The organism is Xanthomonas vesicatoria ATCC 35937, assembly GCF_001908725.1.
Classification (GTDB): Bacteria; Pseudomonadota; Gammaproteobacteria; order Xanthomonadales; family Xanthomonadaceae; genus Xanthomonas; species Xanthomonas vesicatoria.
In genome coordinates, this window is record NZ_CP018725.1 from 4556664 (window position 1) to 4571500 (window position 14837).

Consider the following 14837-nt stretch of genomic DNA (forward strand, 5'->3'; position numbering starts at 1 on the left):
TCAGTAGGCACGAGAGCCGCTCTAAATTTCCTGCAAACGAGAAGACGGCCGCCGCACCAATCAGAACGCTCAAGCTTGCTGCCAAGACGAATAGATCCACATCTTAGAGCGTTCCCCAAACTGCCGCTTTTTCACCAGCTTCCCGCAGTTTGATTAGCACTGCGCAGACCGCTGATACAGCCACCCCCATCTGGGACCTTCTTGTCAGGATCTTAGCTCTAAGTTCCATTAATTTTGCATGCTCCCGGAGGCGTAAGGGATCGCATCGCGTCAATGTGGAAATCACACCCTGCTCAAGCAAGATGTTTTCGTCTACTTCCGCAGCAGCCAAACGATATTCAGCCTTCAGAGTCAGAAACACATCCAAGGTTTGAGCGAGTAACCACACCCAGAACGTCAACGCAACGATGGTCATCAAGACCGTCAGGACCGATCTCGTCGTTGTAACGCTTAGAAGTCCAATGATGCTAAGTCCCGCCGAAATCCCCATGGCAACTACAAGGGCTATGAGCAGATAGAAGGACCATCGCACGACCTCCGCAGCATTGGAGCGCTGTTTACTGGGCTTCTTGATCTTCGTCAGCAGCTCAGCCGTGCTGGGGATTGGCGCAAAAAGGCGATCGGTCATGCTCTGGCTCGTTTGGGATGTGTCCCGAACTGTGGCCGAGGGTTCTCTCATGAATTGAGACGCGAGGCCTCAGAGCGGCAGCCGTTTCCGCGACGGGTCTCAGGCAGCAGAAAAAGCAACTCAGGGCATCAAGCAGGCCAGTACCACTCCAAGTATTGGAGCTATCCGGGACCGCTAGGCTTGGCGGCACACGTTGACCAAATTGTAGCGAAATTGTTGCGACGCGCTGTTCGTCGGCCTCGTGCGCTTCTTAAAGTCCTTTCTGCACAAGTCTTTTGGGCTTTACGATCATCACACGCCAAGATTTCTTCATCAGCGGGGTGTGCTCGGGAACCCCGCTGCTGGGCTTGGATTTGTCTTTGGTGTCAGTGCTTTGCAAGAAAACGGCTTCCGAAGTCTGGACGCGGTGGGGGCGGGCAGGCGGTGGCGTGCAGGGCGTGCGGCACTGGCCTGCAGATGCTGCGCGGTGGCCGCGGTGGTCGGGTCGACCTGCGGGCAGACAAGTTTAAGCCGAGCAGGGCCAGGATCGCGATCCGCAGTGCGGCGGTTGAAGACTGATGCCTGTTGGTTGTCCGTTTTGACTTGTGTCTGCTCAACGCAAGAAAGGCCGACTGCTCACGCAGCCGACCTTCGTATTGCGCCAAATTTTGCTGAAGCGACGGCTTAGAACTCTTGCCAATCTGCGCCTGTGCTCGACGCGCTGGCCACAACCGCCTGCTTGGCCGGGCGCTTGATCGACGTCGCGGTGCCGTGTGGCGTGTGTCGGGTAACGCCAGTCGGCTTCTTGGGATGCAGCACGGTCGGTGCAGCGGAACGCACGACCGACGGGCGTTCGGCCTCGATCTTGAAGATCGACACCGCCTGCCTGAGCTGCACTGCCTGTTCTTCCATGGAGCGTGCGGCCGCAGTGGCTTCTTCCACCAACGCGGCATTCTGCTGCGTGGTTTCGTCCATTTGGGTGACCGTGAGGTTGACCTGTTCGATGCCGGCCGACTGCTCCTGCGAGGCGGCAGAAATCTCGCCCATGATGTCGGTAACGCGCTGCACGCTGGCGACGATCTCGGCCATGGTGGTGCCGGCGCTGTGCACCAGTGCGGAGCCTTCGGCCACGCGCTCGACCGAGTCGTCGATCAGGCTCTTGATTTCCTTGGCCGCAGCCGTGGAGCGTTGCGCAAGGGTGCGCACTTCGCTGGCGACCACCGCAAAACCGCGGCCTTGTTCGCCGGCGCGTGCCGCCTCGACCGCTGCGTTCAACGCCAGGATGTTGGTCTGGAAGGAGATGCCATCGATGACGCTGATGATGTCGGCGATCTTCTTGGACGAGGCTTCGATGCCGGTCATGGTGCCCACGACCTTGCTGACGATGTCGCCGCCCTGCGAGGCGACGCTGGCCGCACCGATTGCCAGCTGATTGGCCTGGCGCGCATGTTCGGCGTTCTGGCGCACGGTGGAGGTCAACTCTTCCATCGATGCCGCGGTTTCTTCCAGGTTGGCCGCTTGCTGTTCGGTGCGTTGCGACAAGTCCTGATTGCCGGCTGCAATCTCGCTGGCGGCCGAATTGATCGACACCGCCGAGTGCTGGATACGCCCGACAATCTCGGCCAGCTGTACGGCGGTGGCATTGGCGTCGTCGCGCATCTGTGCGAACACGCCGCGGAACTCGCCGCTCATGCGTGCGGTCAGATCCCCCGCAGCGATGGATTGCAACAACGACGATAGCGATTGCAGATTGCCATCGGCGGTGGCCATCAGCTGGTTGAGGCTGTCGACCATGATGTGGAAGTCGTACTGGAAGCGGTCGGCATCGCCGCGTGCGCTGAAGTCGCCGTTGGCGGCCGACAACGCCAGCTGCTTGATCTCGGCGTTCATCGCCGACAGGTTGGCCTTGACCTCGTTCATGGTCTGGGTCAATACGGCTTTTTCGCCGGGCAACGCATCCATGCTTTCGCTCAGATCGCCAATGGCGTAGCGGCCCATGATGCGCGCGAGCGTGGTCTGCACTGCCAGATGCGAGGCGACCAGGGTGTTGGTGTCCTGCGCCATGCGGCCGTAGTCGCCGGGAAATGCACTGGCATCGATGCGGAAGCTGATCTGCCCATCGTTGTGACGCTTGGCCATGTCGCCTTGGGCGCTGAGCAAGGCTTGCAGCTGTGTCTGCATGCCGCTCATGGCGCGCAGCAGGCGGCCGGTTTCGTCCTGCGCGTCGGTCTGCACCTGGTTGTCGAGCTGACCGTTGGCGATGGCCTCGGCTGCCTTGGTGGCGCGGGCCAGCGGATGGGTCAGGCTGCGCGTGATCAACCAGGCAAGCAGGCCGCTGATCGTGACCACGGCGACTCCGCCGATCAGCAACAGCAGCTTGGCGCGATTCATCGATTGCACTGCTTCCGCATAGGCCTGCTGACTTTGGTGCTCCTGCCGGCTCACCAGCTCACGGATCTTGTCCTGCCAGGCGGTATTAGCAAGGCGCGCCTTCTGGTTGAGCAGGGCCTGCGCAGGCGTGTTGTCATCCGCAGCTGCCAGGGTCATCACTTCGTCATTGATCTTGCCGGAGACCGCGCGCAGCGCGTCCATCTCCGCGCGAATCTTGCGGCCTTCTTCGGAGCTGGGAAGCGTGTCGAGCTTTGCGCGCAGATCCTTGTAGCGCTGGCGCTGCGTCTTGATCGTCTCCAGGGCCTGGTTGTCGAGTTCGGCACTGGTGGCCATCGCGTAGGTGCCCAGCGCGATCATGATCGACGAGTTGGCATCCAGCATCCCGTTGCCCATCTGGATCTTGGCCATGCGGTCGAGCACGATGAAATCCAGCTGTTTCTTCGCGCCGGCCATCGAATTCAAGCCGATGGCAACCAGCGAACCCGACAGCAGGATCAACAAGACGAATGCGGCGCCCAGGCGGCGGCCGACAGAATAGCGTTGCAGTAAGGCGGTCATGCGGCAGTCCCGAGTCCAGGGTTGGAAGATGCCGGTCAGACCATTCGTGTGAAGATCACATGAGGATCGGGTCGGCATGGTGGATAACGACGCGATGTCTGCAAACTTGATCCCGCCAAGATCCGTGGATTTAGCTCCGCGTCGCCGTTGTCAACTGGTCGGGAAACACCTGACTGGCAGACGCGGTGGGCGGGGTTGCAGACTGCTGACGTGGCAGCCTGCGGCAGCGGCGAGCTCAGTCGTCAGTGCACATAGTTGTGTCGGAGGCCGCGCTAGAGTCGCTGCCCACACCGACGTCCGACATGCACGCATGGATACCCAGAACCACGAATGGATGCAGGCCGTCACTGATGCGCTCAGCGACCTGCTGGCTGCGCGCGTTGCGCAGGCCACCTTGCTGGAGGCCATGCTGGTCTCGCATCCCGAGCCTGCCACGCTCAGAAAAGCCTGGGATGAATTGTCGTCCCAGCGCATTGTCGTCGTGGCGCAAAACAAGGCGACCGCGCAGGTGGAACGGCCGATGGATGGCTATACGCTGGAGCAATTCCAGGCGTGGGAAGAGAAGTTTCGCCGTTATTTTCCGCGCGATTTGAACCATTCATCGGACGATGCGCCAGGTTGATCAACGGCATACAGGGCAAGGTGATCAACTCCTGGCGCCCTTTACGGCAGTTGTTTGCGGTGAGTTACCGAAGGCGCCGTTTATGCGATTGCTTTGAAGACGCGGTCTTCTTGCTGGGCCTTTCCCGTACGACGTCTTAGAAAAGATTTTCTGGTGAGGCTGCTGTCATTGCTGGTAATGGGTGCTGTCACCGTGGGCGTTGCAGCTTCGCCGTTCGTGGTGTCAGCAAAAAGAAGTATCGCGATGGACAACTACTCTGTTGCTGGGCCTGCTTCGATAGTTAAGGCGTGAGGCGGTACGCGCGTCAGGGTGTTGAGTTGCGACGACTTAAAGCCCTGACAGACTCTGCATGTACGTTTGGGAAATCGCATGGAGGGTTGTGTCGGTGACGGCAGTGATAGATCGGTTGCGGTGCCGAGATGGGACAGTTCGAGCGGAAGCTACATCGGTTGCGTTTGTCCAACCGCTTAACGCAGGGACATCTGCGTGAACGCATGTCGGGTCCATAGGACAAAGCCTTTGAGCCAAGCGGGCATGGACGCTGCCAGAAATGCCGTGTCGCCGCTGCTACTGATTGCACTACGCCATATGTTGTCCGTTGATAGCGTGGTGGCTGTCGCCTCTTGGCTTTCGCCAGCGGCTGCGCTGCCAGTGCCTAGGCCGATCAACAGGGCTTGCGTGTCGCCTTCCTGTCCGTCACGAGACTTTGGATTGCATGGTTTCGCCCGCACTCGCAGGAATGTCGGTCAGGGAGCAGGAAATATCCAGCTTATGCGCATCGAGTGCAGTGCCGAGCGCACGCCCGTTGCGGTTGCGTCGGCAGTGCTCGGGCTGGCGTGAGTCTGGGTGACGACAACGGGCAGATCGATCGCAAGGCTGCAGTGCAGCGCTGGGCTTCTCGCGCCTTGCACCACCGTCGGTGGCTTCCGATCAGACCCCTTCTGCGGTTGGAAAAGTTAAGATCTGGACTCGTGCAGAGTCGGAGGCGCTAATGATCGATCGTCGTACCTTTCTTGCCACAGGTGTCGTGGCCGTTGCCGCAAGTTTCGGCGCATCCGCCGCGCGGATGACGGCTGCACCGCGTCCGAATGGTCCAGCGCCGTGGGGCGCCGTGCCCAGCGCTCGGCAGCTGCGGTGGCATCGGTGGGAACAATACGCCTTCGTGCATTTTGCGATGAACACCTTCACCGACAAGGAATGGGGCTACGGCGACGAGGATCCGCGCAAATTCGATCCCAGCGATTTTTCAGCCGATCAGATTGTTGCTGCTGCCAAGGCCGGCAATCTGAAAGGGCTTATTTTCACGGCCAAGCACCACGATGGGTTCTGTCTTTGGCCGACACGCCTGACCGAGCATTGCATCCGCAACTCGCCCTACAAGAACGGCAAGGGTGACATCGTCGGGGAGATGGCAGCGGCGTGTCGACGCGCTGGCCTGGCGTTCGGCATCTATCTCTCGCCCTGGGATCGCAACCATGCCGAGTATGGTCGCCCCGGCTACCTCGACTATTTCCGCAAGCAGATCGTCGAACTGTGCACAGGCTATGGCGATCTGTTCGAGTTCTGGTTCGATGGCGCCAATGGTGGCGACGGTTACTACGGTGGGGCGCGCGAATCGCGCAAGATCGATGCGCCCGCGTACTACAACTGGCCGCGGATGATAGAGCTGGTGCATCAGCGCCAACCGATGGCCTGTACCTTCGACCCACTCGGCGCCGAGATCCGTTGGGGCGGCAACGAGGACGGCATTGCCGGCGATCCCTCCTGGCCGACCATGCCCGATGCCCCCTACACCCAGGAAAACGGCAATTCGGGCGTGCGCGGTGGGGCGCTATGGTGGCCGGCCGAAACCAACACGTCGATCCGTCCGGGCTGGTTCTACCATTCCGATGAAGACGGGAAGGTGCGTAGCCCGGAGAACCTGGTGCGCTATTTCGACACCTCCGTCGCGCGCGGCACCAACATGAACCTCAATTTGCCGCCCGACCGACGCGGCCGCATCCCCGACCATGACGTGGCGGTGCTGCAGAGTTTTGGCGACGCGATCCGCGCCAGCTTCGCCATCGATCTGGCCAAGGGCGCCAAGGCCAGCGCCAGCGCATCGCGCGGTGCCGGGTTCGAGCCGGCGCGCGTGCTCGACCGCCAGCCGGACAGCTATTGGTCCACGTCGGACGATGTCACCACGCCGACGCTGACGCTGGAGCTGTCGGCGGTGCACAGTTTCGATTTGATCCGGCTGCGCGAATATCTCCCGCTGGGAGTGCGCGTCACTCGCTTTGCGGTCGAGGCTGAAGTAGATGGGCAGTGGCGGCGGCTGGCCGAAGCGCAGTGCATCGGCGCACAGCGCATCGTGCGGCTGGATCGCCCGGTCGCCGCGCGCCGGGTGCGCCTGATCGTGCTTGAGGCGCCGGTGTGCCCGGCGATCAGCGAATTCGCGCTGTTCCGCGCGGTTGCGCCAGTGCCGGTCGCGCGGCCAGCAGCGAACGCGCCGGATGTATTGTCTTCCGCCGGCTGGCGCATCGTCGAAGCGAGCGCGCCAGGGGCGGAGACGCTGCTCGACGACGATGCCAGCACGATCTGGCTCACGCCCGCACCTACACCCGGCCATCCCGTACAAGCGACCATCGACCTCGGCGCGCTGCGTGAGGTGGCTGGCTTCAGCCTGACGCCCTCGCGCACGGTGATGAATGGCGCGGCGCCACCAAAGGGCTATCGCGCCGAAACCAGCGAAGATGGCCAACGCTGGCGGCCGGCTGGCGCTGGCGAGCTGTCCAATATCGCCTATGCGCTCTCGACCCAGCGCCTGAATTTCCCCGAAGTTCGCCAGATCCGCTATCTGCGGCTGTCGTTCGCTGAAACGGCAGTGCCTGCCGAGCGGCTGGCGATCGCGGGGATCGGTGCGTTTTCGCAGTTGCGGTGAGCGCCTGTGCATCCGCGCGGCCATGCGCGGTGCGGATGCACATCGCTGCGGCGAGACAATTTGGTGGGCATGAGCTACAACAGGCGAACCGATACATTGCGCATTCACGTCACGCAGGCAGAGGAACCTGAGCTGCGCTGCCTACCGCCGTGACGGATGACACGCTATGGCGCGCGGCGCTTAGCGCAAGCGAATTGGTGGGGTAGGGAACGGCACGCATGGATGCAGGCCGCCATCGAAGCGCTCAGCGTTCTGCTTGCCGCACGGTGGCGCAGGCCACGCAACCGAGGCACTTGATGGTTTCGCACTCAGATCCGGGCACGCTTCGGAAGGCGTGCAATGAGGCATCGTCGCAACGCCTCGCCCACGCGGGCCGACCAAAAAATTAGGCCTACGATCCGCGTCCCATGCACGGCTACACACTTACGCAATTTCAAGGCGTGAGATAAAAAGCTCAAGTGGTATTTCTGCGATCCGGAGAGTAGACGTACGTAGGTTTGCACGCCTGGATCCATGCGCAGCGCGATGACGAGACTTTGTCGCTCGGCCTCTTGGACACGGCATGGCCGCACGGTGGCTGGTGCTACTTGCCGCTTTTATCACCGCGCAGCCAGTCTCGCCCCGTAGCCGCGGGGCGAGTTGATTCAGGCGACTGCTTTGCGTGTGCTGGTCACTTCGGCAGGAATGCGCAGGGTCGCCGATGTCAGGCCAGGCGCAGTGGCCTGCAACACAATGTCGCCGTGTGCCAGCGCGCTCTGCAGCAACGCCATGCACAATCCATTGAACGCCTTGCGTCGCGGGGTTTTGTCGTCTTCGTGGCTGCTGGGGTCGCCGTTCCCTACGCCGATCAGGCGCGCGGGGCCGCGCAGAGCGAAGTGCACGAGGTTGTCCGCATTGGGCACGATGCGGCCCTGTGCATCGACAATCTCTACCTTGACCACCGCCACGTCCTCACCGTCGGCATGCAGGCTGTCGCGATCACAGCTCAGGCGGATCGCGGCCGGCTTGCCTCCGGTTTCGCGGCGCTGGCTCAGGACCAGGGTGCCGCCGCGATAGCCACGCGCTTCGATCGCGCCCGGGGCATACGTCACCCGCCACTCGACATGGCCGTAAGCGGGCACCTGCTGCAGGCCCTGGCTGATGCCGTTGACCAGCAGCTCCACGGCGTCGAGATTGCTGTGGCACCAGACCTGTACGTGGCCGTTGTCGTCCGCCTGCAGTAGGCCATCCCAGTTCCAGTGCGGGAACAGATGCAACACCGGTTCACTGGTCCATTGGGCGCGGTAATACCAGTAGTTGTCCTTGGGAAACCCGCAACTGTCGAGCACGCCGAATTGGGAAGCGACATTCGGCCAGCGGTTGTAGGGTGTGGGTTCGCCGCGGTAGTCGAAGCCGGTCCAGATAAAGCCGCCGGCGATATAGGGGCGTTGGGCGACATAGCTCCACCACGCTTCAGCGGTGCTGGCCCACCAGGGGTGGTCCAGGTCGTAGGCGCGCCTATAGCCGCGTGCGTCGTCGCGTTGGTAGTTGCCGCGTACCGACACGGTGCTGCCGGTTTCGCTGCCGTAGATCGGAATGTCGGGGTATTGCGCGTGGAAGCCATCCATCTGGCTGGTGCGGTAATTGAAGCCGACCACATCGACGACCTGGCCGACTCCATCGCCGAAGCCCTTGTCCATGGCGAAGGTGGTCGGGCGGGTGGGGTCGAGCTGGCGCACGCGCTGCTGCATGCGCGACACGATGCGCGCGCCGCGCTCGGTGACCTGCTGCGGTTCTTCGTTGCCGAGCGACCGCAGGATCACGCTGGGATGATTGCGCCCGCGTCGCACCATGGTTTCGAGCTCGCGCATCGCTTCGGGGTCGGTGGACATGCGGCGGGTTTCTTCGATGACGAACATGCCCAGGCGGTCGCAGAGTGCGAGCAATTCGGGCGTGGCCGGATTATGCGAGCTGCGATAGGCATTGCAGCCCATCGACTTGAGCTGGCGCAGGCGCCATTCGTGCAGCGCATCCGGAATGGCGGTGCCGACGCCGGCATGATCCTGGTGGTTGTTGGTGCCGTGCAACTTGAGCGGGGCGCCGTTCAACAGGAAGCCGCGCTGTGCGTCGAAGGCGATGCTGCGCACGCCGAACGGTGTGACTACCGCATCGGTAGCCTTGCCATCGCTGTGTACGCTGGTGGTGAGGGTGTAGAGCTGCGGGGTGTCGATCGACCATAAGGCCGCCTGGCCCAGCGGGAGGGTCTGTTCGAGCAGTTGTACCTGACCCGGCGCCACCGTCACCGCCGCGCTGACTCCCTGCGCGACCACGCGTCCATCCGGTGCGGTGATGTGGACCTGCACGCTGCACTGGCGTGGCGCGGTACCGTCGTTGCGTACTTCGGCAGACACCTGCGCGGTGGCACTGTCGCCCTGCACGGTGCTGCGGACGAACACGCCATCTTGCGGCAGATGCAGGGGGTCGGTCTTCTGCAGCCAAAGGTGGCGGTAAATGCCGGCCCCCTCGTAGAACCAGCCTTCGCCCAGGGTGGCATCCACGCGCACGGCGATAACGTTGGGCTTGCCGTAGTCCAGTACTTCGCTCAGGTCGACCTCGAAGCCGCAATAGCCGCTGGCATTGCGCCCAACGATGTGGCCGTTGCAGAACACCACGCAATCGCGGAACACGCCGTCGAAGACCAGGCAGATGCGCTTGCCCAGATCGCTTGCCGGAATCTGCAGCGTACGGCGATACCAGCCCACGCTGTTTTCAGGAAAGCTTGTCCCCAGCGCCTTGTAGCCATGTGCGGCCGCGGGGTCTTCCTCGCTCATCGAGGCGGAGGTCGGCTCGGGGCGGAAGGGCAGGGTCGCGGCCCAGTCGTGCGGCAGGTCCACTTGCTGCCAAGCGGTGTCGTCGAACGCCAGTTGCGCGGCGGTGGCGGTGTCCTTGCCGGCCTTGGCGAAGGTGCGCTGGAAGGTGCCGAATTCGAAATCGCGCGACGGGTCGCTGGCGTGCCCCAGATGAAAGCGCCAGCCGAAATCGAATAGCAGGCGCTCGCGTGGTGCCAGCGTTGCATCGCCCAATGGGCCAACCGACGCGGCGGTCTTGGCAGTGGCCGATGCAGCGGCGGCACTGCCGGGCACCGCGGCGGCAGCGGTGCCAACCGGGAGTGCCGCGCTCACGCCGCTTGCAAGCATGCCGCGCAGCAACGCGCGGCGATTGATGCCGGTCATGGCTGTGTCCTCGTGCTGACGTCTGCCGGTTTTGCCGATGCAGGCGCGTTCGCTGCGGGCGTGTACGAGGGGGGCGCGCCGGTGTACGGGTGGTGCATGAAGTCGATCGCCGGCAGCACCTCGTTGCCGTTCTTGAAATCGAAGAAACTGGCGTTTTCCCACGACGAGCCGGTGCCCCAGCGCGTCTTGCAGCTGCTGCTGGTCCATGCCGGTTCCCAGTACACGACGCCGGCGCCGCCCGTATCGATCACCAGCTGGGTGAGATCGATCATGTACTTGGACTGGCCTTGCGGTGTGGCCGGGTAACCGGCAATCAGGGAGTCTTCGCCGAGCAGGTTGTGCGAGGTGTCGCCGGCGTCCAGCGTCCACGGGTAGGCGGTTTCCACCACCACCACATCGGCATCGTAGCGGCCGCGCAGGCGCTTGATGGTCTTGCCCAGCTGCGCCATCGATTGGGTAGACCATTTGCGGTAGTAGCTGATGCCGATCAGGTCGAAGTCGGTGACGCCGGCCTTGGTGGCGGCGGCGAACCATGGCTCCACATTCTCCGGCTGGGCGATATGCAGCATCACCCGCGGTTTGATCGTCGAGCGCGCGCTCATGTCGCGCACCGCCTTGATGCCGGCATTGAACAGCTTGGCGTTGCGCTGCCAGTCGATGGGGCGCTTCTTGTCCCAGGGCTGGCTGTCCATCAGGTCGGAATTGCTTTCATTGCCCACCTGCACCAGCTCCGGCATCAGCCCGGCGCGATCGAGCACGCTGAGCGTGTCGTAGGTGAACCCGTAGAGGGTGCGTGCCAGCTCGTCGGTCTCGGTGATACTGGCCCAGGCCTTGGGAATCAGCTGTTTTTCGCCATCGGCCCAATCGTCGGAATAGTGCAGGTCCAGCAGTACCTGCATGCCTTGCGCACGTGCGCGCGCAATGGTCTTTTTGACGTCGGCCAGGTCGCTGTACTTGGTCCAGCGCGCATCGTTCCACAACCGCACGCGCACAAGATTGGCGCCGTGCGCATGGAACAGTTCGAACGGATCGGTGACCACGCCGTTTTCGCGGTACTGCACGCCGCATTCCTCCATCTCGTTGACGTAGGACAGGTCTGCGCCGAGATACAACGTGGCGGGAGGCTGGGCGGCGTGTGCGGAAACGGACAGTGCCAACGTCAGCAGCGTGGGGGTCCAGAAGCGGCGTGTAGAGCGCATGCAATTCCTCGACAAATCAACCATGGAGCGGCCAGCAGCATGCTGCATGTGGCCGTCGTGCAGCGCGAGCGATGTGCGGAATCGCAACCAGGGTTGCCGTGTTTCCGCGTCTGGATGTCACTCGCCTGCTGCCCGGTGCAGCAGGCGCCGGATACGTGGGTAGGGCGCGATCGAACGCGACGGTGCAGGCGCCGGGCGTAGGGGGGGCTGCATGGACCCGGCAGCGATAACGCGTGTCTGCCGGGTCCTGCGTGCCCCATGCATGGCCGCACCTGCGCCTCGCGCATTCGCCGCCATGTTTAGAAGCGGTAGGTCGCTTCCAGCTGGTAGCGGCGTCCGAACAGCTGGTAGCCGCCGTCGTCCTGATTGGCCAGACGGTTGGGCTTGTTGTCGGTGTAGGCGCGCAGCGGTTCGTTGGTGAGGTTGCCGGCCTGGAAGCGGAAGCCCAGCTGCTTGCTGTACTGCCAATTCAAGCTCAGGTCCACGGTACCTTCGCTCTGCAGGCGTGCCAGCCGCGCAGCATTCCAGCCGTACACCACCGTGTAGGGGCTGTGGTATTTGTAGCCCACGCGCGCTTCGAAGGTTCCGTTGCTGTACCACAGGTCGAAGGTGCCGGTCTTGCGTGCCAGGCCGCTCAGCGGCAACGGATTGTCTTCCGGCGAGAATTCCTTGAGGTTGGAATCCACCAACGAGTAGTTGGAGTAGACGCCGAAGTTTTCCATGTGCGGGATGAAGAAGAATGGCGTCTGGAAGGTGAGCTCCACGCCATTGATGTAGCCGCCACCGCCATTGAACGGTGCGCTGACCAGATAATCCAGGCCGTTGATCACTTCGCGATCGGTGCGGTAGCCGATGCTCGAATCCACTTCCTTGCGATACACGGCCAGTGCGGCAAGCGCTTCTTTGTGGAAGTACCACTCGTAAGAGACATCGACCTGGGTGGCCTTGAACGGGTCCAGCTGCGGGTTGCCGCCGCTGCCGGTGAGCTGGCCGACGGTGACAGTGGGGTCGTCCAGGCGACGGCCGGTGCGCAGTTCGTCCAGCGGCGGGCGGGCGATGACCTTGGCCACCGCAACGCGCAGGATGCGTTGATCGTCGATCAGGAAGTTGAGCGTGGCGCTGGGAAGGACGTCGGTGTATTCCTTGCTGTCGCTGCTGGCCTGCACGGTGCCGCCGACCGAATCGAAGCCGTTGCTGCTGGTCTTGGTATTGACCAGACGCACGCCGACGTTGCCGGTGACATCGGTGCCGAACAGCTGCGAGCTGAAGACCGCCTTGGCGAAGGCTTCGCGCACATCTTCCTTGACGTTCCAGTGGTCGAGCATCTGCTCATTGAGCGTGCCCGGGTCGAAGCCGCCAAAGCCGACGCGTGCGATCTCGGCCAGGTTGCCGCCGGTCAACGTGGGTACGTTCAAGTCCGGCATGGCGACCGGGTAGATCAGATCCTGGTACGCCGAGATCGGTTGGTCGTAACCGGACTGGTTGCTGATGAAGTGGCGGTTCTGTTTTTCGCGGCGTGCGGCGCGTGCGCCGAATTCCAGCGAGGTGAACGGGCCGGCATCCACTGCACGGCTGGCATTGAGCGCCAGCGCGGCGATCTTGTCGCGCAGCGCCTGCGGTTCGGTCTGGCCGGCGATGCCGTATTCGGGCGTGTCCGAGCTGGTGCTGATGGTGGGCGTGACGCTGCGGCGGAAGTCGAACGACACCGTGTCCGGGTTGCTGCCAAAGCGCACCGCCTGCCAGGTGTTGTCGCGCTTGGCCTGCGAGAACGACAGGTCGCTGCCCAAGGTCCACACATCGCCGTTCCACTTGGCATTCAAACCACCGGCGGTGAGCGTCTTGACCTCGTTGTAATGGCTGACCACATGGTCGACCTGCAGGTTCGAGTTGGCCAGCGTGCCGGCCACCACATCGCCATCGACGATGGTGTAGGACGAGCCCGGCGTGGTGTACGGATTGGTCGCGCCGGAAAAGGTGCTGAAGGCCAGGCCGTTGAACCAGTTCTGCAGCTGGTCTTCGTCGATCTCGATGCGCGAGTACAGGCCATCGAACTTCAGTTCGAAATTGCCCGAGCTCCACTGCACGGTGCCCATCGCGCCGGTGCGGGTCTGGTCGATCAGCTTGAGCTGGTCGGCTGCGCCGAACGGGGTGGGATCGACGGTGCCATCGCCATCGACGTCGCGCGAGGTGGCGGCATCGGTATAGCCCCAGCTGCCGATCGACGAGCTGGCGTTCTTCTGTTTCTGATAGGTGGCGCCAAAGGCCACCGCCAGATTGTCGTTGAACTTGTGCACCCAGCTGGCGCCGAAGCGGCTGCCCCATGGGGTGTAGCCGTCCACGTCCTTGGCGTGGTCGTAAAACACCGGCCCGGCGGTGCCGACAAAGCCCGGGCCGGTGTAGTCCAGCGGGCTGATGGTGGAAATGTCCACGGTGGCGGCGAGGCCACCGGCCACCAGGTCGGCCGACTGGGTCTTGTAGACCTTGACGGTGGAAACAATCTCGGTGGGGAACACTTCCCAGCGCACTGCGCGATTGGGCTCGGACGAGGCGATCTCGCGCCCGTTGACGGTGCCCATGGTCATGCGCGGGCCCAGGCCGCGCACGGTGGCCAGGCTCTCGTTGCCGCGGTCGCGGGTGCCGTTGACGCCGGGCAGGCGCACCAGCGCTTCGGCCACCGTGACATTGGGCATCTGGCCCATGTTGTCTGCGGAGATCACTTCCATGACGTGATCGGACATCTGCTTGGCCTGCACGGCCTGATTCAGGCTGGCGCGCTGGCCGATGACGGTGATGTTGTCCAACGTGACCGGTGCCTGGCCATCGCTGGCGGCGCTGCTGGTAGCGTTGGCCGGCGGTGCCACCGGTATGGTGTCCTGCGCGTGTGCGCTGAACGCGGTAGCCAGTACGCAGGCGATGGTGGTGCAGAGGACGTCGCGGACCGGCGTGCGGCGCATGCGCCGGCTGGCCGAATGACCAGTGTGGTGAACAGGCATCGGTTGATCCCTCCCAGGACTAATGACCGAAAAAGGTGGTTGGCTGCGTCGGCCTGCCGGCACCGACGTGGATCTGGCGCGAATGGGCGGGCGTGGCGTGAGGCGGTAATGCGTGTTGCGGTGTGTTTGTGTGGCGCCGAGAGGCGCGATGCGCGCGCTGGCGTCCCCTGTCCTGCATGTGTCCGCTTCAGGGTAGAAGCGCGAGTCATTCCATTCCAATGAAGCATTTTGCGGGAGCTATCTTGGCTTGGAATGCTGCAGTGCAGCGCTAGCGTCTGCTTGGTCGCTGGCCGGTGAGGGCATGTGCCGGGCGATTAAATGTTGGCCAGATGGCG

General features: G+C 63.1%; 7 protein-coding genes. 2 read left to right on the forward strand and 5 right to left on the reverse strand.

Features of this window, described 5'->3' with window-relative positions:
* Positions 1–103: 103 nt before the first annotated feature.
* Complete coding sequence (locus BJD12_RS19880; protein WP_005994225.1) at positions 104–628, reverse strand: hypothetical protein; 525 nt, start codon at positions 626–628, stop codon at positions 104–106.
* Positions 629–1291: 663 nt separating this feature from the next.
* Positions 1292–3556: a methyl-accepting chemotaxis protein gene (locus BJD12_RS19885; RefSeq protein WP_039420159.1), complete on the reverse strand. Its 2265-nt coding sequence runs from the start codon at positions 3554–3556 to the stop codon at positions 1292–1294.
* 310 nt (positions 3557–3866) lie between these two features.
* On the opposite strand from BJD12_RS19885, the gene BJD12_RS19890 reads away from it, so the two are divergent.
* Both BJD12_RS19890 and BJD12_RS19895 read left to right on the forward strand, forming a co-directional pair.
* Positions 3867–4178: a hypothetical protein gene (locus BJD12_RS19890; protein ID WP_005991919.1), complete on the forward strand. Its 312-nt coding sequence runs from the start codon at positions 3867–3869 to the stop codon at positions 4176–4178.
* Between the two features lie 991 nt (positions 4179–5169).
* Entirely contained in the window at positions 5170–7098 is a 1929-nt protein-coding gene (locus BJD12_RS19895; protein ID WP_005991921.1) for an alpha-L-fucosidase, read from the forward strand.
* Between the two features lie 644 nt (positions 7099–7742).
* Here BJD12_RS19895 and galA read toward each other — a convergent pair.
* The 3 genes from galA to BJD12_RS19915 form a co-directional block, all read right to left on the reverse strand.
* Positions 7743–10310: a beta-galactosidase GalA gene (gene galA, locus BJD12_RS19905; protein ID WP_005991924.1), complete on the reverse strand. Its 2568-nt coding sequence runs from the start codon at positions 10308–10310 to the stop codon at positions 7743–7745.
* Positions 10307–11509, reverse strand: coding sequence for a glycoside hydrolase family 53 protein (locus BJD12_RS19910; protein WP_039420162.1), 1203 nt, complete (start codon positions 11507–11509; stop codon positions 10307–10309). Before BJD12_RS19910 ends, galA begins: the two co-directional genes overlap by 4 nt.
* A 299-nt stretch (positions 11510–11808) precedes the next feature.
* Positions 11809–14502, reverse strand: a complete 2694-nt coding sequence (locus BJD12_RS19915; protein ID WP_039420164.1) for a TonB-dependent receptor — start codon at positions 14500–14502, stop codon at positions 11809–11811.
* Positions 14503–14837 lie beyond the last annotated feature (335 nt).

Excerpts from the sequence above, each read along its gene's own strand:
- BJD12_RS19880 (WP_005994225.1), bottom strand. The coding sequence starts at position 628 with ATGACCGATCGCCTTTTTGCGCCAATCCCCAGCACGGCTGAGCTGCTG.
- BJD12_RS19885 (WP_039420159.1), bottom strand. The coding sequence starts at position 3,556 with ATGACCGCCTTACTGCAACGCTATTCTGTCGGCCGCCGCCTGGGCGCC.
- BJD12_RS19890 (WP_005991919.1), top strand. The coding sequence starts at position 3,867 with ATGGATACCCAGAACCACGAATGGATGCAGGCCGTCACTGATGCGCTC.
- BJD12_RS19895 (WP_005991921.1), top strand. The coding sequence starts at position 5,170 with ATGATCGATCGTCGTACCTTTCTTGCCACAGGTGTCGTGGCCGTTGCC.
- galA (WP_005991924.1), bottom strand. The coding sequence starts at position 10,310 with ATGACCGGCATCAATCGCCGCGCGTTGCTGCGCGGCATGCTTGCAAGC.
- BJD12_RS19910 (WP_039420162.1), bottom strand. The coding sequence starts at position 11,509 with ATGCGCTCTACACGCCGCTTCTGGACCCCCACGCTGCTGACGTTGGCA.
- BJD12_RS19915 (WP_039420164.1), bottom strand. The coding sequence starts at position 14,502 with ATGCCTGTTCACCACACTGGTCATTCGGCCAGCCGGCGCATGCGCCGC.